We start from the raw sequence: 25,937 nt of genomic DNA on the forward strand, positions 1-25,937 counted from the left end.
GGGCCGCCGCGGTGCCACGCCCCGCACGTAGGGCGCTACAGCTCCGCGAGCAGCTCGGCCTTCTTGGAGCTGAACTCGTCGTCCGTCAGCAGCCCCGCGTCGTGCAACGCTCCCAAGTGCCGGATGCGGTCCGCGATGTCGGCGGGGTCGGGACGGACCTTCGCGGTGACGGGCATGGTCGTGACGGCCCGCCGCTGCCCGGTCGGCATCGTGTCCTCGTCCGGCTCGGCGGCCCGTACGGCTTCCAGCACGGCCGCCGCGAACGGCAACGACTCGTGGACCAGGCCGTATCCGAGGCCGAACACGACCGCCGCCGGATCCTGGTCGGCCTCGCCGGGCTGCTCGGGGCGGGAGGGGCACGCCCCGCCGTCCGCCCCCTCGCGCCGCACCAGCCGCAGATGGCCGTTGAAGACCTCCGGCGAACGCCACTCGATGCCGGACAGCTCATCCACGGAGAAGTTCTGGTCCCCGGCCTTCCACTTGGCCGACGACGCGCCGGTCCAGAACCAGCGGAAGGCGACCGCCTTGCCGTCGAAGGACGCCTTGCCGTCGTACGCCTTGAAGTTGAGCGGCGGCGGGGGAGCGCTGACCAGGTAGTCGTCGGCGGGGGCGGAGGCGGAATCGCCCAACGCGGCCCGCATCTCGTCCGCGTAGTACTCGGCGAGCACCTCGCGCTCGGCGGGCAGGACCAGCCGGTACGGGTCGCTGCCCTCCTTGAGCTGCCCGTCCGCGGCGTCCATGAGGGGGTCGGCGCCGGGCCGGGGTACGGCACGCAGCGCGACCGTCCCCCGCTTGCCCGGGGTGAGTTCGACCGCGGCCAGCGCTTCGTAGGGAATGCGTCGCTCGCCGAGCACCTGGAACAGCTTCGGCGTGCGGATCCCCCGTTCGAAGCGGATGAGCACGGAGTCCGTGTCGAACTCCCAGACGGTGTGAAAACCGGCCAGCACATCACCCATGCGGCTCATCGTATGCGGCGGCGGTCCGCCCGTCCCCCTTCTGAACGCTACGCGCGTCAAACCTCTACGGAGCCGGGAATTCCGGCACGGCAGTCCGACGTGCGCGTGGGAGCGCATTCGACGGAACGCAGGGCGCCTACCCCGATCTCGGCAAAATTCTCCAGGCTCTTGGTGCCGGGTTCGAAGTAGCCGGCGTGGCCGATGGCGCCGTCCGCGGAGAGCACCCGGGCACCGAAGCCCTCGGAGACCGGGTCGGCACCGTGCCCCAGCTCGCCGATCTCCATGTACGGGACGTCCTGGATCCAGTCGTCCGCGTCGCGCGTGGCCCACACGCGGGCGCGCGTGCCGAGCCCGACCGCGCTCTCCGCGCGCATGCCGGGGCTGCCGGCCACGGCGATGTCGGTGACCTTGGGGGGCAGTGAGCGGGCCGCGACACCGCAGACCACCGAGCCGTACGAGTGACAGAACAGGGACACGCGTGAGGTGTCGGGGAGCGTGTCGACGAACGAGTCCAGCCTGACGGCCCCGTTCTCGGCGAGCCGCCCGGTCGCCGCGTCCATGCCGAGACCCGCGGGCGAGGTGTAGTCGGCCCAGGCCACCACCGCCGTACGGGCGCCCGGGCGTTGGGCGCGCTCGGCCTCGTACAGGGAGCGGGCCATGCCGACGGGGGCGGTGTACGGGCGGTCGGTGCGCTCGAAATTCACCAGATTGGTGTCCACGCCGGGAACGACGACCGAGATCTCACGGGCCTTCCGGAGGTCGCCGAAGACCTCGGCGGCACGCCCCGGGCCCGTCGGGTCGAACGACAGGATCTGCCGGCCCTTGGTGAGCAGCGACTCGAAGCGGTGCATGAGACGCCCGGCCTCCTGGCGGCCCACCGCGGTGAGTTTGCGGTCCTTCATCCGCTTCTCGGCCACGCGCCGGGCGTCGTCGATCGCCAAGTGGTTCGCGCGATAGCGCAGTTCCACCGGTGCCCCGGCCAGATTGCCCACGACCAGGGGGAATCGCTCGGTGAGACGGTCGCTGTCGGCCGGGGTGAGCGAGCGGAAGAAGCGGGCGAGCTCGGCGGGCCTGGCCTCCGCGTCGGGGAGGGCACGGCCGTTTATACGGGCCTTGTTCCACGCCGCGACGGCGGCTTCGCGTGGTCCCGGTGACGGATGGTGATTCCGGATCGCCGTCCAGCCGGAGGTGGCCAGGAGGACGAACACGACGGCAAGGGCGAGCAGTGCACGCCAGGCCGGGGAGTCGCCGGGCCAGGAAGTCGAGGTGGAGCCGAGCTCAGAGAAGGAAGACACTGCCGACCACCCTAAGAGAAGCGCAGGGTGGCCCGTGGAGGGGGTGATGCAACTCACGTTTCATGACGGTGCAATTACCGTCACATCGGACGATGGTCATTTGGGGATGCTTCAACGCCTTTGCGGTGTGTCGTGCCCTGACCCGCGGTGACGGCTGTTGGTGCCGCTCGCTGTTCGCGTCAGCCCTCCGGTCGTTCGCGCCCCGTGCGACCTGTGTCGCGCCAGTCCTCCGACAGGGCCGGACCCAAGTGGTCCAGATAGGACTCGGTGATCTCCCGGATCGCGTCGGAGCTGCAGTCCTGCCCCGCGCCCCAGAGCCTGCCGCTCACGCGCATCACGCCGCCGAACGCCGCGACCAGCACCCGCGGGCGCGGATCGCTGTCCACGTCCAGCCCTTCGCGGCGGGCGATTTCCTGTGCGAGCCGCTCCTCCTGTTCGGCCGAGCGGCGCAGATGGACGGCGAGCAGGGTGGGGGTCGACTCGATGACCTGGTACATGCGCATGTGCAGTTCGGGCGGCACGGCCTCCTCGATGGCCTGCCCGATGGCGTCCCAGGCGTGGAGAACAGCGTGGCGCAACGCGGTCATGGGCGGTTCTTCGGCGGGGCGTTCGCACACGGCGGCGTGGAAGAGCTCCTCCACCACGTCCTGCACGGCGAAGGCGACCTCTTCCTTGTTGGCGAAGTAGCGGAAGAAGGTGCGCTGGGAGACCTCGACGGCGTCGGTGATCTCGTCCACCGTCGTGCGGTCGTAGCCCTGCGTCGTGAAGAGCTCGAGGGCGGAGCGGACCAGGGCGTTGCGTGTGCGCTGCTTCTTCAGCTCTCTGAGTCCGGCGGGCGGGGTCGGCTCCGCAGGGTGCGGCATAGGTGACGGGGTGGGCTCCGTCACGTCCTGAGGTGTCATCTCCCTGCTCTTTCCGGGCCACGTTTTCCCTGATCAGGATACCTGTGAGCTATATGACAGTTACCGACTCGTGAATGGGTTTGTCAACTGTCAGTAGCTGTCATTAGCCTCCCATTATGACGTCACAGACCACCGTCGCCGACGCGGCGCCGGAACTTCCCGTACCGGGAGCCCGGAAGGGGCTTCGGGGACACCCTTGGCTGACCCTCTTCGCCGTCGCACTCGGCGTCACGATGGTCGCCCTCGACGGCACGATCGTCGCGATCGCCAACCCCGCGATCCAGAAGGACCTCGGCGCGTCGCTGGCCGATGTCCAGTGGATAACCAACGGCTATCTGCTCGCGCTCGCCGTCGCCCTCATCACGGCCGGCAAGCTCGGTGACCGCTTCGGCCACCGGCAGACCTTCCTCATCGGCATCACGGGCTTCGCCGCCGCCTCGTTCGCGATCGGGCTCTCCAGCAGCGTGGCCACCGTCGTCGGCTTCCGGGTGCTCCAGGGTCTGTTCGGCGCACTGCTGATGCCGGCCGCGCTCGGCCTGCTGCGGGCCACCTTCCCCGCCGAGAAGCTGAACATGGCGATCGGCATCTGGGGCGCCGTCATCGGTGCGTCCACCGCGGCCGGGCCGATCGTCGGTGGCCTGCTCGTCGAACACGTCAACTGGCAGTCGGTGTTCTTCATCAACGTGCCGGTCGGCATCGTGGCGCTCGTCCTCGGGCTGCTCATCCTCAAGGACCACCGCGCGGCCAACGCCGCCAAGTCCTTCGACATCCCCGGCATCGTGCTGCTGTCCGGCGCGATGTTCTCGCTGATCTGGGCGCTCATCAAGGCTCCGGCGTGGGGCTGGGCCGACCCGGCCACGCTGATCTTCCTCGGGGCCGCCGTCGTCGGCTTCGCTCTCTTCACGTTCTGGGAGTCCCGGGTCCGCGAACCGCTGATCCCGCTCAGCCTGTTCCGCTCCGTCCCGCTCTCCGCCGGCACCATTCTCATGGTGCTCATGGCCTTCGCGTTCCTCGGCGGGCTGTTCTTCGTCACCTTCTACCTGCAGAACGTGCACGGGATGAGCCCGGTGGACAGCGGTCTGCACCTGCTGCCCCTGACGGGCATGATGATCGTCGCCTCGCCGATCACCGGCGCGCTCATCACCAAGTACGGTCCGCGGATCGTACTCGTGGGCGGCATGGTCCTCACCGCGGTCGCGATGCTGGGCCTGTCCGCGCTCGACACCAACAGCGGCACCGCCGTCATGTCCGTGTGGTTCTCGCTGCTCGGCCTCGGCCTCGCCCCGGTGATGGTCGGCGCGACGGACGTCATCGTGGGCAACGCGCCGCTGGAGCACGCGGGTGTCGCGGGCGGTCTCCAGCAGGCGGCGATGCAGGTCGGCGGCAGCCTCGGTACGGCCGTGCTCGGTGCCGTGATGGCCGCGCGGGTGGACAACGACCTGCCGGGCAACTGGAAGGAGGCGGGTCTGCCGCCTCTGACGCCGGAGCAGTCGGCGCAGGCGTCCGACGCGGTCTCGGTCGGCATCCCGCCGGTGTCCGAGCAGACGCCGCCGGCCATCGTGGCCAAGATCACGGACGTGGCCCATGACACCTTCGTATCGGGCATGGGGCTGTCGTTCACGGTGGCCGGTGTGGTCGCGGTGCTCGCCGCTCTGATCGCGACGCTGACGAAGCGGGGCAAGAACGTGCAGCCCGGCGGAGGGGGCGGGCACATCTAGCCCCCTGGCGGCTGTTCGTGGAGGGACCGGGCGTGTTGCTCGGTCCCTTCGGCGTGTTCGGGGTGGTGTGGCGGACGGCCGGCGCGGGGGCACGGCGCGCGGTGTCCCGTTCCCGCCCTTTCCGGCTTCCGGCGCCTGGTGTCAACTCCTGTGGCGGGAAGCGGAACCCGAGGCGGGTCTGCGGTGTATGAGAAGTAGAACCGCGGAACACGGGGAGTGATGGAAGATGCGCAAGACCGCCACGGCCACGCCGACGAACGACACCGCCAGGGCCGGAGCGCCTGCTGAGCCCGGAGTGCCTGCTGAACGGCGAGGAGCAGCGGGGAGGCATGGACCCACGGAGTGGCGTGGGTGGGTGAACAGGACCCCAAGGGCCTCCGCACGTAAACGCGTTGCTGCTCTGATCGCCGTCATCACCGTCGCTCTGATTCCAGGCGTCATGGCCACCACGGCATCCGCGACAAATGCGGTCTCCGTGGCGTCACCGAACGCCGCCGCTCCGAAGCTGGGCGACTGCGAGTCCGGTCAGTTGTGCCTCTGGCAGAAGGGCGACTTCGGCGGGAAGCGCATGACGTACGAGCTGTCGGGGATCGACATCGAGAGCTGTGTCCCGCTGCCGCGCGGTGTCACCGCGGCCTCCCTGGCGAACCGCACCGGCAGACCCGTCACGGCCTACCAGAGCGAGGAGTGCGGCGAGACGGGTGAATTCTCCACGTACCCGGGAGGAGGGACATGGGCACCCCAATCTCCCTACCAGGTGCGGGCTTTCAAGGTCTGGGAGAGCTGAACGCCGCTCGGCCCCGACCGGTCGAGCCGGTCGGGGCCGAGGAGGTGGCGCGAGTGGCGGAGGTGTCGCGTTCCGCCGGGTTACGCGTCGCCGCCGGCAGGGCCGGGGTCGGCGGCCGCGACGTCGAGGAGCTGGTAGCGGTCGATGGCCTGCTTCAGCACCGAGCGGTCGATCTTGCCCTCCTTGGCGAGCTCGGTGAGCACGCCGAGGACGATCGACTGGGCGTCGATGTGGAAGAAGCGACGGGCCGCACCGCGGGTGTCGGCGAAGCCGAACCCGTCGGCGCCCAGGGACTGGTAGGTGCCCGGCACCCAGCGTGCGATCTGGTCCGGGACGGCCCGCATCCAGTCGGACACGGCCACCTTGGGGCCCTCGGTGTCCTGGAGCTTCCGCGTCACGTACGGGACGCGCTGGTCCTCCTCCGGGTGGAGCAGGTTGTGCTCCTCGGTCTCCACCGCCTCACGCCGCAGCTCGTTCCAGGAGGTCGCCGACCAGACGTCCGCCTTGACGTTCCAGTCCTCGGCGAGGATCTGCTGTGCCTCGATCGCCCACGGCACGGCCACGCCGGAGGCGAGGATCTGGGCCGGGATGGACCCCTTGTCGCCCGCGCGGTAGCGGTGGAGGCCCTTGAGGATGCCGTCGACGTCGACGTCACCGGGCTCGGCCGGGTGCTGGATCGGCTCGTTGTAGACGGTGAGGTAGTAGAAGACGTCCTCGCCGTGGGGGTGCTCCTCGGAGGAGCCGTACATCCGGCGCAGCCCCTCCTTGACGATGTGGGCGATCTCGAAGCCGAACGCCGGGTCGTAACAGACGGCGGCCGGGTTGGTCGAGGCGAGCAGCTGCGAGTGGCCGTCGGCGTGCTGGAGGCCCTCGCCGGTCAGCGTGGTTCGGCCGGCGGTGGCACCGAGGACGAAGCCTCGCGCGAGCTGGTCCGACATCTGCCAGAACTGGTCGCCCGTCCGCTGGAACCCGAACATCGAGTAGAAGACGTAGACGGGGATCAGCGGTTCGCTGTGCGTCGCGTAGGCGGAGCCGGCCGCGATCAGCGAGGCGGTGCAGCCCGCCTCGGAGATGCCGTCGTGCAGCATCTGTCCGGTCGGCGACTCCTTGTAGGCGAGGAGCAGCTCACGGTCCACGGACTCGTAGGTCTGGCCCAGCGGGTTGTAGATCTTCGCCGTCGGGAACAGCGAGTCCATACCGAAGGTGCGGTACTCGTCCGGGGCGATCGGCACGAAGCGCTTGCCGATCTCCTTGTCCCGCATGAGGTCCTTCAGCAGCCGGACGAACGCCATCGTCGTGGCGATCTTCTGGCTGCCGGAGCCCTTCCTGATCGAGGCGTAGGCCTTGTCGTCCGGCAGGTTGAGCGGCTTCGACCGCACGACGCGGGTCGGCACATAGCCGCCGAGGCCCTTGCGCCGGTCGTGCATGTACTGGATCTCGTCCGAGTCGGGGCCGGGGTGGTAGTACGGCGGGACGCCGGACTCCAGCTCCTGGTCCGGGATCGGCAGGTGCAGCCGGTCGCGGAAGCCCTTGAGGTCGTCGACCGTCAGCTTCTTCATCTGGTGGGTCGCGTTGCGGCCCTCGAAGTTGGGGCCGAGCGTCCAGCCCTTGACGGTCTGCGCCAGGATCACGGTCGGCTGGCCCTTGTGGGCCTGGGCCGCCGCGTAGGCCGCATAGATCTTCCGGTGGTCGTGACCGCCGCGCCCCAGATGCAGGATCTGGTCGTCGGTCATGCCCTCCACCATCTGGCGCAGGCGGTGGTCGTCGCCGAAGAAGTGGTCGCGGATGTACGCGCCGGTCTCGGTGGCGTAGGTCTGGAACTGTCCGTCGGGGGTGGTGTTGAGCTTGTTGACCAGCACGCCGTCGCGGTCCTGGGCGAGCAGCGGGTCCCAGCTACGGTCCCACACCAGCTTGATCACGTTCCACCCGGCGCCGCGGAAGACCGACTCCAGCTCCTGGATGATCTTGCCGTTGCCGCGCACGGGGCCGTCGAGGCGCTGCAGATTGCAGTTGACGACGAAGGTCAGGTTGTCCAGGCCCTCGCGCGCCGCCAGCGTGAGCTGGCCCAGCGACTCGGGCTCGTCCATCTCGCCGTCACCGAGGAAGGCCCAGACGTTCGACTTGGAGGTGTCCGCGATGCCCCGCGCCTCCATGTAGCGGTTCATCCGCGCCTGGAAGATCGCGCCCAGGGGGCCGAGGCCCATGGAGACGGTCGGGAACTCCCAGAAGTCCGGCATCGACCGCGGGTGCGGGTAGCTGGACAGACCGTAAGGAGCCTTCGACTTCTCCTGCCGGAAGCCGTCGAGCTGCTGCTCGTTCAGCCGGTCCAGCAGATACGCGCGGGCATAGATGCCCGGGGAGGCGTGCCCCTGGAAGAAGACCTGGTCGCCGCCGTCGCCCTCGTCCTTGCCGCGGAAGAAGTGGTTGAAGCCCACGTCGTAGAGCGACGCCGAGGAAGCGAAGGTGGCGATGTGGCCGCCGACACCGATACCCGGACGCTGCGCGCGGGAGACCATCACCGCGGCGTTCCACCGGGTCGCGTTGAGGATCTTGCGCTCGATCTCCTCGTTGCCGGGGAAGAACGGCTCACTCTTCGTCGCGATGGTGTTGACGTAGTCCGTGCTGCGCATCTCGGGCACGGCCACGCGCTTCTCGCGCGCCCGCTCGATCAGGCGGAGCATCAAATAGCGGGCACGTTCGCGGCCTCGCTCGTCGACTGCGGCGTCGAGGGAGTCGAGCCATTCCCGGGTCTCTTCGGGATCAAAGTCCGGGACCTGGCTGGGAAGGCCGCCAATGATGATCGGGTTGCGATCGGATCCGGAAGCCACGCTGTTCCTTCGCTGTTCGGTAGTGCTCTGCTGGGTCGCGCCGCCTCCATCGTGTACCTCCGAAGGCGGAAACGTCATCTCTACCGAGGGGTAACCGCCACCGTGTGAGACGGGACGTTGCTCGGCGTCGCCGACCGGGAGACGGCCAAATCGCAACCATACGCCCACGTCGTGGCAACCCTGCGTACTGCTGTTCGCCGCCGAGCGGTTCCGTAGCGGTGTCCGGTTGACCCCGCGAGGGAACACGACCCCATAAACCGGGCAGAATCTTGTGGCGTGAATCACCCCGGCCGTTCCCTCATGATGGGAGTTACGGCGACACGTCAACGTTTGGGCGGGATCGGTGGCTGGGTACTTGCGCGAACAGCCCGGCCCGTGTGGACTACGCCCAATGGCTCGCGCACGCGCGAGGCGATCAGGACATTCCCAGGACATGACAGGAGGCAATCCGTGAGCGCGACCGCGGACCACGCGGAGGAGCGGACCAACCCTGCCGCAAGGCTGGGTTTCCAGCCCGGGCAGGTGGTCCAGGAGATCGGCTACGACGACGACGTCGAGCAGGAGCTCCGCGAGGGTATCGAGGCCGTCACCGGCCAGGAGCTCGTGGACGAGGACTACGACGACGTGGCCGACGCCGTTGTTCTGTGGTTCCGCGAGGACGACGGCGACCTGACGGACGCGCTGGTGGACGCCACCACGATGATCGACTCCGGCGCCCCGGTCTGGCTGATGACGCCGAAGACCGGGCGTGACGGATACGTCGAGCCGAGCGACATCGGCGAGGCCGCGCAGACCGCCGGCCTGGCGCAGACCAGCAGTGTCAACGCGGGCAAGGACTGGACCGGCAGCCGTCTGGTCACTCCCAAGGCAGCCCGTTCCGGCAAGCGATAACCCCTCCGGACTGCGGACCGTCCCGGCCGCCGCGACGTCGGCCCCGGGCGCGGTGCCGTGTGCTCGGATCCGCATGCCTCTCGCGCCCCGGTGGCCCCGCCACCGGGGCGCCGTGCGATGGCGTGGACCCGCGGTGACAGACTGGGGCGCGAAACCGCAGGTGCCGGGGCGGGCACGTGCCCGCCCGGGCTCTTTTCGAGAGGACCCAGGACTCATGGCGATCGAGGTCGGCACGAAGGCCCCGGACATCGAGCTCAAGAACCAGCACGGCGAGACGGTGCGGCTCTCGGACTTCCGGGGCGAGAAGAATGTGGTGCTGCTCTTCTACCCGTTCGCGTTCACCGGCGTCTGCACCGGCGAACTGTGTGCCCTGCGCGACGAGCTGCCCACGTTCGTCAACGACGACGTGCAGCTTCTCGCCGTCTCCAACGACTCCCCGTTCACGCTCCGCGTCTTCGCCGAGAAGGAGGGCCTGGACTACCCGCTGCTGTCGGACTTCTGGCCGCACGGCGAGGCCTCGCGGGCGTACGGCGTCTTCGACGAGGAGAAGGGCTGCGCCGTGCGCGGCACCTTCATCATCGACAAGGAGGGTGTCGTGCGCTGGACGATCGTGAACGGTCTGCCCGACGCCCGCGACCTGAACGAGTACACCAAGGCCCTGAACAACCTGTGACCCGGACCGGGGACACCCTGTAGCCAGTCCGGAAGGAGCCGTCCCGCACCGCGGCCGCGACCCGGAGAACCACCCCAAGTCGGTCGAAAGGCTGTGGTCAGGGGAACCGCTCACTAGGATCTGTTCGTTGATCCGATGCCAACGCACGACGGGGGCACGCAGTGCTCCTCGATCTCTATGGGAGGACTCGTGGGAGTCAGCCTCAGCAAGGGCGGCAACGTCTCGCTGACCAAGGAAGCCCCCAACCTGACCGCGGTGATCGTCGGTCTGGGCTGGGACGCCCGCACCACCACCGGCACCGACTTCGACCTCGACGCCAGCGCTCTGCTGGCGAACGCCGAGGGCAAGGTCGGGAACGACCAGAACTTCGTCTTCTTCAACAACCTCAAGAGCCCCGACGGCTCCGTCGAGCACACCGGTGACAACATCACCGGTGAGGGCGAGGGCGACGACGAGCAGATCAAGGTCAATCTGTCGGCCGTGCCGGCGGACGTGGACAAGATCGTGTTCCCGGTGTCGATCTACGACGCCGAGACCCGTCAGCAGAGCTTCGGCCAGGTCCGCAACGCGTTCATCCGCGTGGTGAACCAGGCCGACAACGCCGAGCTGGCGCGCTACGACCTCAGCGAGGACGCCTCGACCGAGACCGCCATGGTCTTCGGCGAGCTGTACCGGCACGGCGCGGAGTGGAAGTTCCGCGCGATCGGCCAGGGCTACGCCTCGGGCCTGCGCGGCATCGCGCAGGACTTCGGCGTCAACGTCTGATCTGCAGCACGCAGGAGCCCGGCCGCCGCACCCCCGAAGCACCAGGCACGAGGGTGCGGCGGCCGGGTATCGGAGCACCAGGGGAGGATGCGGAATCATGGGCGTCACGCTCGCCAAGGGAGGCAATGTCTCCCTCTCCAAAGCGGCGCCGGACCTCACGCAGGTGATGGTCGGCCTCGGCTGGGACGCACGCTCGACCACGGGCGCGCCGTTCGACCTCGATGCCAGCGCGCTGCTGTGCCAGTCGGGGCATGTGCTCGGCGACGAGTACTTCGTCTTCTACAACAACCTGAAGAGCCCGGACGGCTCGGTCGAGCACACCGGCGACAACCTCACGGGCGAGGGCGACGGCGACGACGAGTCGATTCTGATCGACCTCTCCCAGGTACCCGCCCAGGTCGACAAGATCGTGTTCCCGGTGTCGATCCACGACGCGGACGCCCGCGGCCAGACGTTCGGCCAGGTCAGCAACGCGTTCATCCGTGTGGTGAACCAGGCCGACGGCCAGGAACTGGCGCGCTACGACCTCAGCGAGGACGCGTCCGGAGAGACCGCGATGATCTTCGGCGAGGTGTACCGGTACAGCGGCGAATGGAAGTTCCGGGCGGTGGGTCAGGGGTACGCGTCAGGGCTGCGCGGCATCGCTCTAGACTTCGGGGTCAACGTTTCGTAAAGTCCGCGCACTGCGCGCGGGGGACCCCGCTAACACGATTGGGTAGCCAGTGCTTCTGAGAACCTTTGGCTGGTCGTTCGCCGTCACGGCGATCGGTCTTGCCGCGGCCGCGTGGGGCTGGGGGTGGGAGGCCTTCGGGATCGTCCTGATCCTGTCCATCCTCGAGATCTCGCTGTCCTTCGACAACGCGGTGGTCAACGCCGGCGTGCTGAAGAAGATGAACGCCTTCTGGCAGAAGATCTTCCTCACCATCGGCATCCTCATCGCCGTCTTCGGCATGCGCCTGGTCTTCCCGATCGTGATCGTCGCGATCAGTGCCAAGGTCGGCCCCATCGAAGCCGTCAATCTGGCGATCGAGAAGCCGAAGACCTACGAGAATCTGGTCACCGACGCCCACCCGGCGATCGCCGCGTTCGGTGGCATGTTCCTGCTGATGATCTTCCTCGACTTCATCTTCGAGGACCGGGACATCAAGTGGCTGAAGTGGATCGAGAAGCCGCTCGCGCGGCTCGGCCAGGTCCCCATGCTGTCGGTGTGCATCGCGCTGATCGCCCTGCTGCTGTCGGCGATGTACTTCGCCCCCGAGGCGCATGTGAGCACCGGCCACGCCGACAAGGCGGCCACGGTTCTGCTCTCCGGCGTCGCGGGTCTGATCACCTACCTCCTCGTGGGCGGGCTCTCCGGCCACTTCGAGAACCGGCTCGAGGAACAGGAGGAAGCCGAAGAGCAGGCCGAGGAGGAGGCCAGGAAGGCGGGTAAGGAGCCCACCATGGTCGGCCTCGCGGGCAAGGCCGCGTTCTTCATGTTCCTCTACCTCGAGGTGCTCGACGCGTCGTTCTCCTTCGACGGCGTCATCGGTGCCTTCGCCATCACCAACCACATCTTCTGGATGGCGCTGGGCCTCGGTATCGGTGCGATGTACGTCCGGTCGCTCACGGTCTATCTGGTCCGCCAGGGCACCCTCGACGACTACGTCTACCTGGAGCACGGGGCGCACTACGCGATCGGCGCGCTCGCCGTTCTCCTCCTCGTCACCATCAAGTTCCAGGTCAACGAGATCGTCACCGGCCTCATCGGTGTGGCCCTGATCGCCTGGTCCTTCTGGGACTCGGTGCGCCGCAACCGCGCCCTCGCGGCCGAAGGCGGTTCGTCCGAGGAGAAGTCCGAGGTCTCCTCGGGAGTGTGACCCCGCGGGGAGTGTGACCGCGGCGGGAATGAGGAACGCTCTCTGATGCGGGGCGGCTACGAGGCACTGGGCCTGGTGGCCGCCCCGATCGGTTGGCAGGCCGGCGCGGTACTGCATCGTCCGGGCGGCCGTTGCGCGGGGGTGGACGGTCGTGTGTGCGCCGTCCGGGGATCGTCGACGAGTGGGGGTAGAGCGTGTCGTTCTGGAGCAACTGGCGGTTCGGCGGCGGGAACGGATTCGACAGCGGCAGCGCGTCCTCGTACGCGATCGAGCTGACGAAGCGACGACAAGTCGTCTCGCTCACCAAGCAGGGCGCGGCCTCCGGCAACCTGCGCGTCAACCTGTCCTGGCGGATGCGGACTTCGGACATCGGTGGGCCGGGGCGGAGCGGGGCGAGCCTGCTGCGCCATCCGCTCCAGCTCTTCAAGCCTGAGGTCGTGCAGGCCCAGGGGCCGGCCGTGGTGCAGATCGACCTGGACCTGGCCTGCCTCTACGAGCTCAAGGACGGTACGAAAGGCGTCGTCCAGCCGCTCGGCAGTTTCTTCGGCGACATCAACTCACCGCCGTACGTGAAGCTCAGCGGCGACGACCGGTTCGGGTCGGGGTCCGGTGAGACGATCTACATCAACATGGACCACCGGGACGACATCAAGCGTCTGCTGGTCTTCGTCTACATCTACGACGGCACGCCCGCCTTCGACCGCACCCATGCCGTCGTCACGCTCTACCCCAGCAACGGCCCGCGGATCGAGATCGGCCTCGACGAGCGTGCCCCGCAGGCCCGTTCGTGCGCCGTGGTGCTGATCGAGAACAACAAGGGCGAGATGACTGTCCGGCGCGAGGTGAAGTACGTCTACGGCTTCCAGGCGGAGCTCGACCGGCTCTACGGCTGGGGCCTCCAGTGGGGCCGCGGCTACAAGAGCAAGGTCTGAACCGCCGGCAGGGACGGCCCCCGGCGCGGGGGCCGTGGCGCTCAGCGGTGCTGCTGGAACTGCGGCCCCTGCGGCGGCAGCGTGAAGGCCGGCGCCGGGTGCTGCGGGTATCCGTACGCGGGCTGCTGCGGATAGCCGTAGGCGGGCCGGGGCTGCGGCGGGGCCGGGGGCGGCAGCGGGTATCCGTAGCCCGGCTGGACCGGCTCCGTGGCGGGTGCCGGTTCCGGCTCTCCCTGGGGCTGGGGCGCGGCGTGCTGCGGTTGTTGCTGTGGCTCATGGATGACGCCGCCGGACGTCGCGTCGCTCTCGTCCACGGAGATGCCGAACTCCGTGGCCAGGCCGAGCAGTCCGGTCTCGTAGCCCTGCCCCAGAGCGCGGAACTTCCAGCCGTCCCCGCGCCGGTACAGCTCGCCGCAGATCAGCGCCGACTCCTCGCCCGTCTCCGGCCGCACCTCGAACCTCGCGATGGGATCCGCACCGGCCGCGGCATCCGCGTCGTAGAGGAGCACCAGCAAGTCCCGTACCTGGCCGAACGGGCCGCCGTCCGCCGACGCGGCGAGGACCACGCGGTCGACCGAGGTCTCCAGTCCGGCGAGGTCCGCCTCGACCGTGTCGGTCAGGCCCTCCGCCAGCCGCTTCTTGGACAGATGGCGGACCAGGCCGGAGGGGTGGTGCGGCTGGTTGTAGAAGACGAAGTCCTCGTCGGAGCGCACACGGCCGTGGGAACCCAGCAGGAGGGCCGAGGCGTCCACATCGGGTACGTCCGGTCCCGGTGTCCAGCGCAGCACGGCCCGTACGGCCGCGGCCTCGAGCGGGATGTTGGACCCCTTCAGCATCGCGTGCGTCATGGCCGCAATCCTGCCCTCCCGGTGGTGGCCACGACAACGTGGGGTGACGCTGTAGGGAAGGGGCCCCAGGGAGCGGTGGGGGCGCTGGGGCGGGCCCAGGGGCGCGTGGGGCCGGGTAACTCATCGGATGCACGCGGGTTACTTGTTTTTCACGCGCTTGGGGAACTTTTGACCCCCCGCTGTGCGTACGATAACCGGCCAGATCAAGTCATGGCGGATCTGCAGTACGGGGAGATGTATGCGTCATTTCGGGCACGTGCCGCCCGAGGTCCGCGAGGGCCTGTTCCACCGGCAACCGGTGGAGTTCACCGCGGACTCCCCTTCCCGTACCCTCGCGGTCGCCCTCGGCGCGACCCTCTACAGCCCCGCCACACGCCCCAGTCTCCGCGACGACGTGCTCAAGCAGGCCTCTCGCGGTGTGGTGTCGATGGTGCTGTGCCTGGAGGACTCGATCGACGACACCGAGGTGACGGCCGCCGAGGAGAACCTCGTCCGGCAGCTCGTCGGCCTCGACGCGGATGGCCGGGATCTGCCCCTGTTGTTCATACGCGTCCGGGATCCGGAGCAGATCACCGACCTCACAGCCCGCCTCGGCCCGGCCGTCCGGCATCTGTCCGGGTTCGTGCTCCCGAAGTTCACCGAGGAGCGCGGCGTCCCCTTCCTCGAGGCCCTGGCCGCGGCGGAATCGGCCTGCGGGCGCCGTCTCTACGCGATGCCCGTCCTCGAATCGCCCGAGCTGCTGCACCTGGAGAGCCGCGCCGAGACGCTCGGTGGCATCCGGCGGACCGTCGACAAGTACCGCGACCGCGTCCTCGCGCTGCGGCTCGGCGTCACCGACTTCTGCTCGGCGTACGGACTGCGCCGCGCCCCTGACATGACCGCGTACGACGTCCAGATCGTCGCCTCCGTCATCGCCGACGTCGTCAACACCCTGGGGCGCGCCGACGGCACCGGATTCACCGTGACCGGTCCCGTGTGGGAGTACTTCCGCGTCCAGGAGCGGATGTTCAAGCCCCAGCTGCGGCGCAGCCCCTTCACCGGCCGCGCCGAGGAGCTGCGCACCGCGCTGATCGAGCACGACATGGACGGGCTGCTGCGCGAGGTCGAGCTCGACCGGGCCAACGGCCTGCAGGGCAAGACCTGCATCCACCCCTCGCACGTCACACCCGTGCACGTGCTGTCGGTGGTCAGCCACGAGGAGTTCACGGACGCGGTGGACATTCTCAGGCCGGAGCGCGACGGTGGCGGAGTAATGCGTTCCGCATACACGAACAAGATGAACGAGGTGAAGCCGCACCGCGCGTGGGCCGAGCGCACGATGCTGCGCGCGGAGGTCTTCGGCGTGGCCCGCGAGGACGTCAGCTTCGTCGAGCTGCTGGCGGCCGGGCTGACGTGAGGAGGCACCGACAGGCTGACGTGAGCAGTACCCGACAGGCTGACGTGAGAGGCACCGACAGGCTGATGCGAGCACGCACCACGTGAGCACGAACCAAGAACAGGGCGATGTGACCGGAACGGGAGATGGGCGCGGTATGCAGTGGTCGGGGCAGTGGGTCGCGGACCGGCTGGGCGTCGGGCTCGAGGGCGACGGGGAACTGACCGGGCTGCTCGGGCTGGCCCTGCGCCGCAACCCCAAACGGGCCCACCTGCTCGTCTCCAACGTCCTCGGCAAGCACGTGCCGCAGCGCCCGGAGACCGTGTACGGCGCCGGGCTCCGGCTCGGCCGCCGCGTACGCGAGCTCCTCGGCGACGCGGAGGCCGCGCGCGCGGTGGTCGTGGGCTACGCGGAGACCGCGACGGGGCTCGGCCACAGCGTGGCCGACGGGCTGGCCCTCGCCCCGTATCTGCACTCCACCCGGCGCCCCGTGCACGGCGTCGAACCGGCGGGCGGCTTCGAGGAGTCCCACAGCCACGCCACCTCGCACCTGCTGCTGCCCGAGGACCCGGCGCTGCTGAGCGGTGACGGACCGCTGGTGCTCGTCGACGACGAGTTCTCGACCGGCAACACCGTCCTGAACACCGTCGCCGCGCTGCACGCCCGCTACCCGCGCGAGCGCTATGTGATCGTGGCGCTCGTCGACATGCGCGCGGCCGCCGACCGGTCCCGGCTGGAGACGTTCGCGGCCCGGCTCGGCGCCCGCGTCGACCTCGTGACCCTGGCCGCCGGCACGGTACGGCTCCCGGACGACGTGCTCGCCCGCGGACAGGCGCTCGTCGAGGAGCACGAGGGGGACGGCGAGCCCGCCGCGCCCGTACGCACCCGCGCCGAACGCGTCGACCTCGCCTGGCCCGCGGGGCTGCCCGACGGCGGGCGGCACGGCTTCACACCGGAGCACCGCGCCCGCCTGGACGCGGCGCTGCCCGGGATGGCGGCGCGTATCCGGAGCGCGCTGGAGGACGCGGGGCTCCCGCTCGCCGCGGACCGCCGGGCCCCTGACGCGCGCGCCCCTCGCGTACTCGTCCTCGGTTGCGAGGAGTTGATGTACGCGCCGCTGCGCCTGGCCACCGCGCTGGAGGAGACCGCGGACGCCGAGGTGCGGTTCTCCACCACCACGCGGTCGCCGGTCCTGGCCGTCGACGACCCGGGCTACGCCATCCGCACCCGGCTGTCGTTCCCCGCGCACGACGATCCGGCGGACGGCCCGGGCGACCGCTTCGCGTACAACGTCGCGGGCGCCGGCTTCGACGCCGTCGTCGCCGTCGTCGACTCAGCCGCTGACACCCCCGAACTGCACGGCGCCGAAGGACTCTTGGAACGCCTCTCCGCACACACCGACCACCTGCTGCTCGCGGTCGTCCCAGGCCATGTGCCCGAGGCGGCGACCGTACGCGACACGGCGGCCGCGCCCGGCTCGCCCGAAGCCCCCCAGCACGCGGCGGAGGACCTGCCCGAGCCGCTCCGGGGCCCCGCCTTCTCCTCCTACGCCCCCGACGACGTGGGCTGGCTGCTCCAGGACTTCTCCGCCGTACGCCTCGAAGCGCCGACCGAGGAGCGCGAGGAGGCCATCCAGCGCGGGGGCGCGCACTACGCGGAGTCCCTGCCCGTCGAGTACCAGCCGAGCGCCGCGTACCAGGAGCTGTTCCACGCCGCGCTCGAGGCGTCCGCGACCCGGATCGCCCGAGCCGTGGGCACCGTCACCGACACCGTGCTCGCCGAAGTCCCGCTCCGGGCGGGCCGGAACGGATCCGGTGCCACCCCCGTCCTGGTGTCGCTGGCCCGCGCCGGCACGCCCGTCGGCGTCCTGATGCGGCGCTGGGCCCGGCAGATGCACGGCCTGGACCTCCCGCACTACGCCGTCTCGATCGTCCGCGGGCGCGGCATCGACACGACCGCGCTGCGCTGGCTGGCCGCGCACCACGACCCGGCCGACGTCGTCTTCGTCGACGGCTGGACGGGCAAGGGCGCGATCACCCGCGAACTCGCCGACGCCCTGGCCGACTTCCCCGGCTTCGACCCGGAGATCGCGGTCCTGGCCGACCCGGGCGGCTGCGTGCGCACCTACGGCACGCGCGAGGACTTCCTCATCCCCTCCGCCTGCCTCAACTCCACGGTCTCCGGGCTGATCTCGCGTACGGTGCTGCGCTCCGACCTCGTCGGCCCCGGCCAGTTCCACGGCGCGAAGTTCTACCGCGACCTGGCGGACACCGACGTCTCGCGCGTCTTCACCGACACCGTCGCCGCGCGTTTCGGCCAGGTCGCCGACGACGTCGCCGTGGACGTCAAGTCCCTGCTGGCGGCGGACCGTTCGCCGACCTGGGAGGGGTGGGCCGCCGTCGAGCGCATCAGTGAGGAGTACGGCATCCATGACGTCAACCTCGTCAAGCCCGGCGTCGGCGAGACGACGCGGGTGCTGCTGCGCCGCGTGCCCTGGCGGATCCTCGCGCGGCGCGGAGCCGGCGCGGACCTCGACCACATCGCGCTGCTCGCCGAGCAACGCGGCGTCCCCGTCGAGGAGGTGGACGACCTGCCCTACACCTGTGTCGGCCTCATCCACCCTCGCTACACCCGCGGCGCCACCGGTTCCGACGGCAAGGCGGTGACGGCCGGATGACCTCCCTCACCGACGCCGCAGGAGGCGGCAGCGCCCGGGCGACCGGTCCCGTCCTCGTCGCCAGCGACCTCGACCGCACCCTCATCTACTCCGCCGCCGCCCTCGCCCTGGACATGCCGGACGCACAGGCGCCGCGGCTGCTGTGCGTGGAGGTCTACGAGCGCAAGCCGCTGTCGTACATGACCGAGACCGCGGCCGTCCTCCTCGACCGGCTGGCGCGCGAGACCGTCTTCGTGCCCACGACGACCCGGACCCGTGCGCAGTACGGCCGGATCAGCCTGCCCGGCCCCGCCGCGCCGTACGCGATCTGCGCGAACGGCGGCCACATCCTCGTCGACGGCGTGTCCGACACCGACTGGCACGCGCAGGTCCTGGCCTCGCTGGAGGCGGGCTGCGCCCCGCTCGCCGAGGTCCGCGAGCATCTGGTGCGCACGGCCGACCCGGCCTGGCTGCTCAAGGAGCGCGTCGCCGAAGACCTCTTCGCGTACCTCGTCGTGGACCGCGCTCTCCTCCCCGTCACCTGGGTCAAGGACCTCGCGGCGTGGGCGGAGGAGCGCGGCTGGACGGTCTCGCTCCAGGGCCGCAAGATCTACGCCGCGCCGAAGCCGCTCACCAAGAGCGCGGCGGTCGCCGAGATCGCCCGGCGCTCCGGGGCCCGGGAGGTTCTCACCGCCGGCGACTCGCTGCTCGACGCCGACCTGCTGCTCGCGGGGGACCGCGGCTGGCGGCCGGGACACGGGGAGTTGGCCGAAACCGGATGGACGGCTCCGCAGGTCACAGCGGTGGACCGGCGTGGTGTCGCCGCCGGGGAGGAGATTCTGCGAGCCCTGCTGCTTGCGGCCGTCGGGTGAGCGAGGATGGCGGCATGTCGACTCCTTCCCCGGACCAGCAGGCCGGCGGCGCGCCGAGCATCAAGGGTGTTCCGATCACGCCCGACCTCTACGCGTACGTCCTGGCGCACAACCCGCGGCTCGACCCCGTGCAGCAGGAGCTGATCGCGACGACGCGGAGGCAGCTCGGTGACGCGGCGGGGATGCAAGTCGCCCAGGAACAGGCGCCGTTGCTGGCTTTCCTCGTGCGGCTGACGCGAGCACGGCACGTCGTGGAGGTCGGCACCTTCACCGGACTGTCCGCGCTCGCCATGGCCCAGGCCCTCCCCGAGGACGGCACGCTCGTCGCCTGCGACATCTCGGAGGAGTGGACGGCGTACGGGCGGGAGGCCTGGGCCAAGGCGGGCGTCGGGGACCGGGTCGACCTGCGGATCGGCGACGCGCTGGAGACGCTGAACGCCATGCCGGAGGAGCCGCACATCGACCTGGCGTTCCTGGACGCCGACAAGGAGAGCTACATCGCGTACTGGGACGCCCTGGTGCCGCGGATGCGCGAAGGCGGCGTGATCGCGGTGGACAACGTCTTCCTGCACGGGCGGGTCCAGGACCCGTCGGCGTCCGGACGGGCCGCGGCGATGCGGGCGTTCAACGACCATGTGGCGGCGGACGAGCGCATGGAGTCGGTCATGCTCACGGTGGCGGACGGCCTCACTCTGGCGCGCAAGCGCTGAGACGCCCGTACCGTACGGCGGCCGGGGCGCGAGGGTGCGGCCCGGCCGCCGTTCACGGTGGTTGCCGTGCGAAGGGCGCGGCGAGCGGCACGGCGTACGGCTCAGCCGCAGCAGCCGCCTCCGCAGCACCCGCCGCCTCCGCCTCCGCCCCCGCCGCCGCTGGGCGCGGGGGCCGCCGCACTGCCGCCGACGGCGACGGTGGACAGCAGCTTGACGGTGTCGTCATGGCCCTCCGGGCACGACGCGGGCGCCGAGGACTCGGCCATCGGGCGGCTCAGCTCGAAGGTGGTCCCACAGGACCGGCAGCGGTACTCGTAACGGGGCATGGCGACAGATTAACCGCGCGCGGCCGCATGTGGCGGGGTGCGGTTCCCTCAGCGGCGCTCATCGGCCGATCGCGGATCATGGCCCGCGCCCTTCCCGCGATGTCCGGTCAGGGGGAGCCGGGCGGGCGGTTCTCCGGCCGGTGGTTCTCCGGCCGCTCCGGGAGCGGGTGCTGTGCCTGGATGGCGAGCCGCCGAGTCCTCGCGCGCAGCGCCGCCTGCTCCTCGTACGCGAGCTGGTCGGGGTGGCGGGCGCGCCAGTACGGGTTGTCGTGCGGCAGACGGCCGCTCACCCGCCCGTACATCCCGAACGTCATCAGCAGGAGCCCGAAGACAAAGCTGAACAGGACGTTCTGGATCCGGAACGCCAGCACGTTGACGTCGGTCTCCAGCAGCGCGAGATTGACGAACCCGCTCAGCAGAAACGCCACGCCCAGCCACATGTTGAGCGACGAGGCGAGGTTGCCGCCGATGAGCATCCCGCCGAAGAGCACGAACCCGACGACGATCGAGAGCACGCTCAGGGCCCCGTTGGTGTTCAGCCCGGCCACGGTGTCGCCGCCGGTGTCGAAGAACCCGACCCGGCCGATCAGCCCGAGGATCCCGAAGGCCACGAGGACCAGGCCCATCAGCCCGGCGCCGATGCGGTAGACGGTGCTGAGCCGGTGATCGATGGGCAGATGCTCGTCGAGCCGCGTGCGCCGGGCGAGCCGCTCGGGGAACCGGCCGCCGGGACCGCGGCCCCTGCCGCCGCCCCCGCGGCCCCGCGCGGAGCGGCCGCCCGGGAACGCCCTGGCGGCGTGGCCGGAAGCCATACCCCCAGGATCCGCCGCTACGGCGACGGGCGCCAGAGGGAGCGGACCCGCGTACGCACGCGTCGTACGTGATCGCGCGACGGCCCGCTCCCGACGGGGCAGGCCCGCAGGTCAGGCGTTCCCCGCGCCTCGCGCCTCGCGGATCTCGCCCACGACCTTGGCGACGGTCTGCCGGACGCCCTCCGTCTCGGTCAGGAAGTGCCAGTAGTCGGGGTGGCGGCCCTCCAGAGCGGCGACGGCCCGGTCCAGCCGCAGCACGGCCTCGTCCAGGGGCCGCGCGTGCCGGGGGTCCGGGGTGCTGCGCCCGGCCATGGCGAGGCGCTGGGCGTCGCGGATCGCGAACCGGGTCCGCTCGATCTCCTTCGACGGGTCGAAGGAGACCTCGTCGAGCCGGCGCAGCCGCTCACCTGCGGCGGAGACGGCCTCGTCGGTCGTGTTCAGCAGGGCGCGGACGGTGCTGAGCAGCGCGGTCGCGTCAGGCCAGCGCTGCTCCTCGCGCGCCTTCTGCGCCTCCTTGATCTTCTGCTCACCCTCGGCGACGGACCGGGCGGCCTGTTCCGGCACGTGCTGGAGGTCCTGCCAGCAGGCCACGGCGTACCGGCGGCGCAGCTCGCTGAGGATCGGCTCGACGCCGTCCGCCCGCGTGGTGAGGGCCTGGGCGCGCGTACGGAGGGAGACGAGGCGGCGGTCGATCTCGGCGGCGCGCTCGGGCAGGCGCTCGGCCTCGGTCCGCACGGTCTCGGCCTCGCGCAGCACCTGGTCGGCGCGGCGGAGGGTCTCCTGCACGCCGTGCCGGCCGGCGCCCTGGTTGAGCTTGGTCAGCTCGGGGGACAGGGTCGCGAGGCGGGCGGCGAGATCGTCGGCGCGCAGGCCCTTGCCGCGTACGGCGTCCAGCGCGTTCGTCGCCGCCAGCAGCGCCTGGCGGGCGCGCTCCACGGCGGGGGCGAGTCGCGCGAGCTGGGTCTCGGCCTGGTCGAGCAGAGCGCCGAGGCTCTCGCCGTACCGGTCGAGATCGCGCTTGACGCGCTCCAGCTCGTCCTTGGCCCGGGTCAGATCGCTGCGGGCCCGTGCGGCGGCGGAGGCCTCCAGGTCGTCACGGTCCAGGTCGTGGCTGTCGACGGCGGTGATGTAGTCGTGACTGGCCTGGTCGATGCGCTGCCCGAGGGCACGGAAGTCCTCGGCGGCCTTGCGGGCGCGAGGGGAGTCGTCGACGGCCGTGATCGTCTCGATGGAGATGCGCAGATCACGCTGCGCGGTGTCGAGCTCGTAGAACGCGGCGGCGGCCGCGTCCTTGGCTGCCTGCGCGTCCGCCCGGTGGTTCTCCCCGCGGCCCCACCAGCGGCGGGTGCCCCCGCCGGCGAACGACGCGGGCACGGCGGCCCCCAGCAGCACCAGCGGCAGGCCGAGGAGCACGAGCAGATCGCGCCCGGCACCGCCCCGGCTCCCGGCCCCGCGGCCCGCACCCCAGGCGCCGCCGCCTGGACCGGTCCGTCGACGGCGGCGTGCCGACCGCGTGTACGGCTGCCCGTCTCTCGCCGTCACATCCCTCTCCCCGTGCCGTCCCGTGCCTGTTCCGCCCCGAAAAACCCGGTGTCATTCTCCCACCAGGTAGTGACGAACACACGGGCCGGTCAGTTGCCGCTTCCCGGCACGGGTACGACACGTACTGGTTTGCGGGCGGGGTGTGCGCGCCATGTAGTCTGTCAGCTCATCCCCGGGCGCATAGCTCAGCGGTAGAGCGCTGCTCTTACAAAGCAGATGTCGGCGGTTCAAATCCGTCTGTGCCCACCACTCCCATGGCATGACGAAGGCCCAGGTCATCCGGTGAACGTCCGGACGCCTGGGCCTCGTCGTCTCTCACGAATGAGATGCCGTCGGGGGTGTCGTGCCACTTACGTGCCAGAAGAGCCGCCCGGGCGCTCGTGGGCCCGCTTGATCTGCTGGTCGACGTGAGCCCGCGATCTCATGATCGCGGCCGTTGACGAGGTGCTGGTAGATCAGGGCGGCTCGCACCGACGAGTGCCCCATGCGATGCATCAGCTCCCTCGTCGTCGCTCCACCAGTGGCAGCGAGAGTGTTGCCCGTGTGCCGCAGGTCGTGGGGCGCCAAGCGGTCACGTCAACCAAGGGGAGGGCGGTGTTGCTCGATGACCGGGGCGCTCACCAGCGATGGGCGAGTGCATCGAGAGCTCGGCGGCATTGCCGGGTGTCTGCGAGAACACTGAACCGCGGGGCAAGAGAGGTGAGTTCGACGCCCGCTCGCAGTCGATGCGGAGCACGGTGACGTCGAAGGCTGGCAACTCCGCGACCAGGCAGAGCTGATGCACCACCTACCGGGAGTCGCAATAACCGGACGTACCTTCATCGCGCACGCGGACGGACACCCTCATCACAACCGCCTCCGTACGTCGGGCATCTGCACGCGCCATCCGGGCCCAGTGAAACTCGCCAGGATTGCTCTCTTTCGTCTCTCCATGGGGGAGTTGGCGTTGGCGAAACCGTGCGCACGACCGATAGCGTCGGTCTACCTGAGACAACCTCCGCCCCACCACCGGGAGTTATGAGTGAACCGCCGTTCTTTGCCCGTGGTTGCGACGCTCGTCGCAATCACCGCACTGCTCCTTGCCGGGTGCAGCAGCGACTCCGGCTCGGACGACAAGATCAGGGGAGCGAAAGAGGCTGATAGCTCGAACTCCTCCCGCTCCCCATCGAGCAATGCCAACCGCCCCAAAGTCGAAGTCCCCAAAGGCCTGAAGATGGACTTCGAGGGATGGACCGACGAAGACCCCCGGATCCAGACGGTCCTGAACGACGGCAGGGAAGGGGTTCGTGCCGTCAACGAAGCCATCCTCCAGACCCCATCGGACCCGAACTCCCCGAATGTGTCCTTCTACCACTCCTCCGATGCCCTCAAGGAGACGAAGGACTGGATCTCAGGGTTCAAAGAAAACGATCTGACGATCACCGGAACCATCCGATACTTCGACCCCGTGGTGAAGGTCCGGAAGGGAGGTCGAGCCGCAGAGCTAATCTATTGCTCCGATGAAAGTGGCGGGTCCTCCAAGAGTCGGAAGACCGGCAAGATCGACGACTCGGGAACCGGTAGTAATTTCGTTCAGTACGTGACGCTCCTCCAAAAGGACTCGGAAGGCGTCTGGAAGGCCGCAGCGTTGGAAGGGAATCGGGGTGCGTGTTCGTGAGCAAAGAGGTCGCCTGGTCGATGGCCCTCACCGCGTCAGTCTCAACTGTCCTCGCCGTCGTCGCTCCCGCGGCCCACGCGGGCCCCATCGGCAACGGAAGTGGCTCGAGCAACCGGGCCGATAGCACCCGAGGTAATTCCAACGGTTCCGGATCGCTTGAGGCTGCTGCCGCTACGCGGGTCAAAGTCAGCACACCCAATGGAAAGGCGCGCGGCGGAAATCTCGATCCGATCGACACGGACTGGACTCCCCCGGTCTGCTGGTACGAACCAGCCATGACGCCGAAGGAGTTCAAGGGGAACCTCAAGGATCTGGAGAAGCGGGGCAGGGGAATGGCCCTGACGGCCATCCATAGTTATTGGGACATGCGTACGGTCAAGCGACAGTACGGGAGCGATGAGAACGCTTTTGGGGACGGCACCGAGAGCTCCAAGAACTATAACCTGGCCAAGCAAGGCGAGGGTATGTGGTGGCGAGGGGTCGTAAACCCTAACCGGCAGAACGAGTACGACAATGTCAAGAGGCCTTGCGGCAAGAACGTCTTCTGGGTCGACCATGGTGAGGTTGCAGCACCCGAAAGTATTTCACCCAAGGTTCTTGCCGAATACGCTTACGACTCCATCAAGGTTCCCGATACCGAGATCGAGATGAGCCCGGAGGGGAAGAGCACGGTCAACCTCCCCACGTGGATGTGGCTCGACGGGGCGAAGTTCAAGCCGGTCGAAGTCACCGCCTCCATCGGCATGGGTGGCGGTCAAGAGCTCTTCGCCATCACTGAAGCCGAGCCGGTATCCCTCCACCTCGACCCGGGTACCGAGGACGCCCAAGTCCACCCGGCATCCGGCGAATGCCCCATACGGAACGGCAAGATCGGCACTCCGTACACCAAGGGAGATTCCGAGAAGAGCCCGCCCTGTGGCATCACCTATCTCCGCGCCTCGTCGGATTCCGGTCCGTACGAGCTGAAGGCCTCGGTCACCTGGAAGATCTCCTGGAAGGGATCGGGTGGCACGGGCGGAGACCTGCCCGACGGCACCTTCGAGACCACTGAGGACGTCACAGTCCAGGAAGCCCAGGCCGTCAACCGCTGATCGCTGATGGCTGTGACGACGGGCAGATGAGTAGGCGCAGCTCTCAGCGTGACGACTCACCGGTTTTCACGTCGCGGAAAGCCGTGACGCCGAACACACGCTTCGACCACCGACCGCACAGGGGATCCGGACAACGACATGAGCGACCTTCGTCTTGAAGGAACGATCTTTGAAGAACTCAAGAAGACGTTCTCCTCGGTCAGCGACCGCATGGACGCAGCCCGCCGTACGCTCAAGGCCGTCGACGGCTCGGCCGTCGGAGCCGACAGGCTCGTCGAGGATGTGCACGAGTTCAGCGATGAGTGGGGCTATGGCATCAAGCAGCTCGGCAAGCACACCGACGGCGCCGTCAAGATGATCAACAAGATTGGCCACGAGTTCGGCAAGCTCGACCACGACCTCGCCGAGGCTCTCAAGGCTCCGAAGAAGAAGGGCAAGTGAC

23 protein-coding genes, 1 tRNA gene and 1 pseudogene are annotated in these 25,937 nt (G+C 69.5%); 16 read left to right on the plus strand and 9 right to left on the minus strand.

Annotated elements, in window-relative coordinates:
- Nucleotides 1-35 precede the first annotated feature (35 nt).
- The 3 genes from ABZ822_RS10925 to ABZ822_RS10935 all read right to left on the minus strand — a co-directional run bounded on the left by ABZ822_RS10925 (nt 36) and on the right by ABZ822_RS10935 (nt 3,114).
- The gene (locus ABZ822_RS10925) at nt 36-956 is read right to left on the minus strand and encodes a DUF4429 domain-containing protein (protein WP_360850249.1); all 921 of its coding nucleotides are present in this window, start codon (nt 954-956) and stop codon (nt 36-38) included.
- A 56-nt stretch (nt 957-1,012) separates the two neighbouring features.
- Nucleotides 1,013-2,251, minus strand: coding sequence for an alpha/beta hydrolase (locus ABZ822_RS10930; protein WP_360850252.1), 1,239 nt, complete (start codon nt 2,249-2,251; stop codon nt 1,013-1,015).
- 179 nt (nt 2,252-2,430) lie between these two features.
- Complete coding sequence (locus ABZ822_RS10935) at nt 2,431-3,114, minus strand: TetR family transcriptional regulator (RefSeq protein ID WP_360850504.1); 684 nt, start codon at nt 3,112-3,114, stop codon at nt 2,431-2,433.
- Between the two features lie 155 nt (nt 3,115-3,269).
- Between ABZ822_RS10935 and ABZ822_RS10940 the strand changes: the two genes are divergently transcribed.
- Together ABZ822_RS10940 and ABZ822_RS10945 are read left to right on the plus strand one after the other, a co-directional pair.
- Nucleotides 3,270-4,871: an MFS transporter gene (locus ABZ822_RS10940; protein WP_360850255.1), complete on the plus strand. Its 1,602-nt coding sequence runs from the start codon at nt 3,270-3,272 to the stop codon at nt 4,869-4,871.
- A gap of 439 nt (nt 4,872-5,310) precedes the next feature.
- Nucleotides 5,311-5,658 carry a peptidase inhibitor family I36 protein gene (locus ABZ822_RS10945; protein ID WP_360850258.1) on the plus strand — a complete coding sequence of 116 codons (348 nt, stop codon included), beginning with the start codon at nt 5,311-5,313 and terminating at the stop codon, nt 5,656-5,658.
- A gap of 80 nt (nt 5,659-5,738) precedes the next feature.
- Here ABZ822_RS10945 and aceE read toward each other — a convergent pair whose 3' ends face one another.
- Nucleotides 5,739-8,486, minus strand: a complete 2,748-nt coding sequence (gene aceE / locus ABZ822_RS10950) for a pyruvate dehydrogenase (acetyl-transferring), homodimeric type (protein WP_360850261.1) — start codon at nt 8,484-8,486, stop codon at nt 5,739-5,741.
- A 450-nt stretch (nt 8,487-8,936) separates the two neighbouring features.
- Between aceE and ABZ822_RS10955 the strand changes: the two genes are divergently transcribed.
- From ABZ822_RS10955 to ABZ822_RS10980, 6 genes are all read left to right on the plus strand, one after another.
- A complete protein-coding gene (locus ABZ822_RS10955; RefSeq protein ID WP_360850264.1) occupies nt 8,937-9,377 on the plus strand; it encodes a DUF3052 domain-containing protein in 441 nt (146 codons plus the stop codon).
- 214 nt (nt 9,378-9,591) lie between these two features.
- Nucleotides 9,592-10,050 carry a peroxiredoxin gene (locus tag ABZ822_RS10960; protein ID WP_360850266.1) on the plus strand — a complete coding sequence of 153 codons (459 nt, stop codon included), beginning with the start codon at nt 9,592-9,594 and terminating at the stop codon, nt 10,048-10,050.
- A 189-nt stretch (nt 10,051-10,239) separates the two neighbouring features.
- Nucleotides 10,240-10,815: a TerD family protein gene (locus tag ABZ822_RS10965; RefSeq protein WP_360850269.1), complete on the plus strand. Its 576-nt coding sequence runs from the start codon at nt 10,240-10,242 to the stop codon at nt 10,813-10,815.
- Nucleotides 10,816-10,912: 97 nt separating this feature from the next.
- Nucleotides 10,913-11,488, plus strand: a complete 576-nt coding sequence (locus tag ABZ822_RS10970) for a TerD family protein (RefSeq protein ID WP_360850272.1) — start codon at nt 10,913-10,915, stop codon at nt 11,486-11,488.
- 49 nt (nt 11,489-11,537) lie between these two features.
- The gene (locus ABZ822_RS10975; protein WP_360850275.1) at nt 11,538-12,674 is read left to right on the plus strand and encodes a DUF475 domain-containing protein; all 1,137 of its coding nucleotides are present in this window, start codon (nt 11,538-11,540) and stop codon (nt 12,672-12,674) included.
- A gap of 194 nt (nt 12,675-12,868) precedes the next feature.
- Nucleotides 12,869-13,606, plus strand: coding sequence for a Tellurium resistance (locus tag ABZ822_RS10980; RefSeq protein WP_360850276.1), 738 nt, complete (start codon nt 12,869-12,871; stop codon nt 13,604-13,606).
- A 41-nt stretch (nt 13,607-13,647) separates the two neighbouring features.
- On the opposite strand, the gene ABZ822_RS10985 is transcribed toward ABZ822_RS10980, so the two are convergent.
- Nucleotides 13,648-14,454 carry a TerD family protein gene (locus ABZ822_RS10985; protein WP_360850279.1) on the minus strand — a complete coding sequence of 269 codons (807 nt, stop codon included), beginning with the start codon at nt 14,452-14,454 and terminating at the stop codon, nt 13,648-13,650.
- 238 nt (nt 14,455-14,692) lie between these two features.
- Here ABZ822_RS10985 and ABZ822_RS10990 point away from each other — a divergent pair, with 238 nt between their 5' ends.
- From ABZ822_RS10990 to ABZ822_RS11005, 4 genes are all read left to right on the plus strand, one after another.
- Nucleotides 14,693-15,850, plus strand: a complete 1,158-nt coding sequence (locus tag ABZ822_RS10990) for an HpcH/HpaI aldolase/citrate lyase family protein (protein ID WP_360850282.1) — start codon at nt 14,693-14,695, stop codon at nt 15,848-15,850.
- Between the two features lie 136 nt (nt 15,851-15,986).
- Complete coding sequence (locus tag ABZ822_RS10995; RefSeq protein ID WP_360850507.1) at nt 15,987-18,506, plus strand: phosphoribosyltransferase; 2,520 nt, start codon at nt 15,987-15,989, stop codon at nt 18,504-18,506.
- The gene (locus ABZ822_RS11000) at nt 18,503-19,357 is read left to right on the plus strand and encodes an HAD family hydrolase (RefSeq protein WP_360850285.1); all 855 of its coding nucleotides are present in this window, start codon (nt 18,503-18,505) and stop codon (nt 19,355-19,357) included. The genes ABZ822_RS10995 and ABZ822_RS11000 overlap by 4 nt, the downstream gene beginning before the upstream one ends.
- 14 nt (nt 19,358-19,371) lie before the next feature.
- Nucleotides 19,372-20,067 (plus strand): O-methyltransferase, encoded by a 696-nt coding sequence (locus ABZ822_RS11005; protein WP_360850288.1) that lies wholly within the window; start codon nt 19,372-19,374, stop codon nt 20,065-20,067.
- Between the two features lie 101 nt (nt 20,068-20,168).
- Here the strand turns inward: ABZ822_RS11005 and ABZ822_RS11010 are convergent, their stop codons facing one another.
- The 3 genes from ABZ822_RS11010 to ABZ822_RS11020 all read right to left on the minus strand — a co-directional run bounded on the left by ABZ822_RS11010 (nt 20,169) and on the right by ABZ822_RS11020 (nt 22,624).
- Complete coding sequence (locus ABZ822_RS11010; protein WP_360850291.1) at nt 20,169-20,393, minus strand: zinc ribbon domain-containing protein; 225 nt, start codon at nt 20,391-20,393, stop codon at nt 20,169-20,171.
- Nucleotides 20,394-20,500: 107 nt separating this feature from the next.
- Nucleotides 20,501-21,205, minus strand: coding sequence for a DUF4383 domain-containing protein (locus ABZ822_RS11015; RefSeq protein ID WP_360850294.1), 705 nt, complete (start codon nt 21,203-21,205; stop codon nt 20,501-20,503).
- Nucleotides 21,206-21,316: 111 nt separating this feature from the next.
- Complete coding sequence (locus ABZ822_RS11020) at nt 21,317-22,624, minus strand: hypothetical protein (RefSeq protein ID WP_360850510.1); 1,308 nt, start codon at nt 22,622-22,624, stop codon at nt 21,317-21,319.
- A 297-nt stretch (nt 22,625-22,921) separates the two neighbouring features.
- On the opposite strand from ABZ822_RS11020, the gene ABZ822_RS11025 reads away from it, so the two are divergent.
- Nucleotides 22,922-22,996, plus strand: a tRNA-Val gene (locus tag ABZ822_RS11025).
- Nucleotides 22,997-23,097: 101 nt separating this feature from the next.
- Here the strand turns inward: ABZ822_RS11025 and ABZ822_RS11030 are convergent.
- A pseudogene (locus tag ABZ822_RS11030) lies at nt 23,098-23,305 on the minus strand (integrase); the annotation flags it as partial.
- A gap of 484 nt (nt 23,306-23,789) precedes the next feature.
- Here ABZ822_RS11030 and ABZ822_RS11035 point away from each other — a divergent pair.
- From ABZ822_RS11035 to ABZ822_RS11045, 3 genes are all read left to right on the plus strand, one after another.
- Nucleotides 23,790-24,404 (plus strand): hypothetical protein, encoded by a 615-nt coding sequence (locus tag ABZ822_RS11035; RefSeq protein WP_360850297.1) that lies wholly within the window; start codon nt 23,790-23,792, stop codon nt 24,402-24,404.
- Entirely contained in the window at nt 24,401-25,495 is a 1,095-nt protein-coding gene (locus tag ABZ822_RS11040) for a hypothetical protein (protein ID WP_360850300.1), read from the plus strand. The genes ABZ822_RS11035 and ABZ822_RS11040 overlap by 4 nt, the downstream gene beginning before the upstream one ends.
- Nucleotides 25,496-25,633: 138 nt before the next feature.
- Nucleotides 25,634-25,936, plus strand: a complete 303-nt coding sequence (locus ABZ822_RS11045; RefSeq protein WP_360850303.1) for a hypothetical protein — start codon at nt 25,634-25,636, stop codon at nt 25,934-25,936.
- The last annotated feature ends 1 nt before the right edge of the window (nt 25,937 follow it).

The organism is Streptomyces sp. NPDC047108 (assembly GCF_040643575.1).
In the GTDB taxonomy this organism is placed as follows: Bacteria; Actinomycetota; Actinomycetes; order Streptomycetales; family Streptomycetaceae; genus Streptomyces.

Excerpts from the sequence above, each read along its gene's own strand:
- ABZ822_RS10970 (WP_360850272.1), top strand. The coding sequence starts at position 10,913 with ATGGGCGTCACGCTCGCCAAGGGAGGCAATGTCTCCCTCTCCAAAGCG.
- ABZ822_RS10940 (WP_360850255.1), top strand. The coding sequence starts at position 3,270 with ATGACGTCACAGACCACCGTCGCCGACGCGGCGCCGGAACTTCCCGTA.
- ABZ822_RS10990 (WP_360850282.1), top strand. The coding sequence starts at position 14,693 with ATGCGTCATTTCGGGCACGTGCCGCCCGAGGTCCGCGAGGGCCTGTTC.
- ABZ822_RS10935 (WP_360850504.1), bottom strand. The coding sequence starts at position 3,114 with ATGCCGCACCCTGCGGAGCCGACCCCGCCCGCCGGACTCAGAGAGCTG.
- ABZ822_RS10960 (WP_360850266.1), top strand. The coding sequence starts at position 9,592 with ATGGCGATCGAGGTCGGCACGAAGGCCCCGGACATCGAGCTCAAGAAC.
- ABZ822_RS10945 (WP_360850258.1), top strand. The coding sequence starts at position 5,311 with ATGGCCACCACGGCATCCGCGACAAATGCGGTCTCCGTGGCGTCACCG.
- ABZ822_RS11005 (WP_360850288.1), top strand. The coding sequence starts at position 19,372 with ATGTCGACTCCTTCCCCGGACCAGCAGGCCGGCGGCGCGCCGAGCATC.
- ABZ822_RS10995 (WP_360850507.1), top strand. The coding sequence starts at position 15,987 with ATGCAGTGGTCGGGGCAGTGGGTCGCGGACCGGCTGGGCGTCGGGCTC.
- ABZ822_RS10925 (WP_360850249.1), bottom strand. The coding sequence starts at position 956 with ATGGGTGATGTGCTGGCCGGTTTTCACACCGTCTGGGAGTTCGACACG.
- ABZ822_RS11015 (WP_360850294.1), bottom strand. The coding sequence starts at position 21,205 with ATGGCTTCCGGCCACGCCGCCAGGGCGTTCCCGGGCGGCCGCTCCGCG.
- ABZ822_RS10985 (WP_360850279.1), bottom strand. The coding sequence starts at position 14,454 with ATGACGCACGCGATGCTGAAGGGGTCCAACATCCCGCTCGAGGCCGCG.
- ABZ822_RS11000 (WP_360850285.1), top strand. The coding sequence starts at position 18,503 with ATGACCTCCCTCACCGACGCCGCAGGAGGCGGCAGCGCCCGGGCGACC.
- ABZ822_RS11045 (WP_360850303.1), top strand. The coding sequence starts at position 25,634 with ATGAGCGACCTTCGTCTTGAAGGAACGATCTTTGAAGAACTCAAGAAG.
- ABZ822_RS11010 (WP_360850291.1), bottom strand. The coding sequence starts at position 20,393 with ATGCCCCGTTACGAGTACCGCTGCCGGTCCTGTGGGACCACCTTCGAG.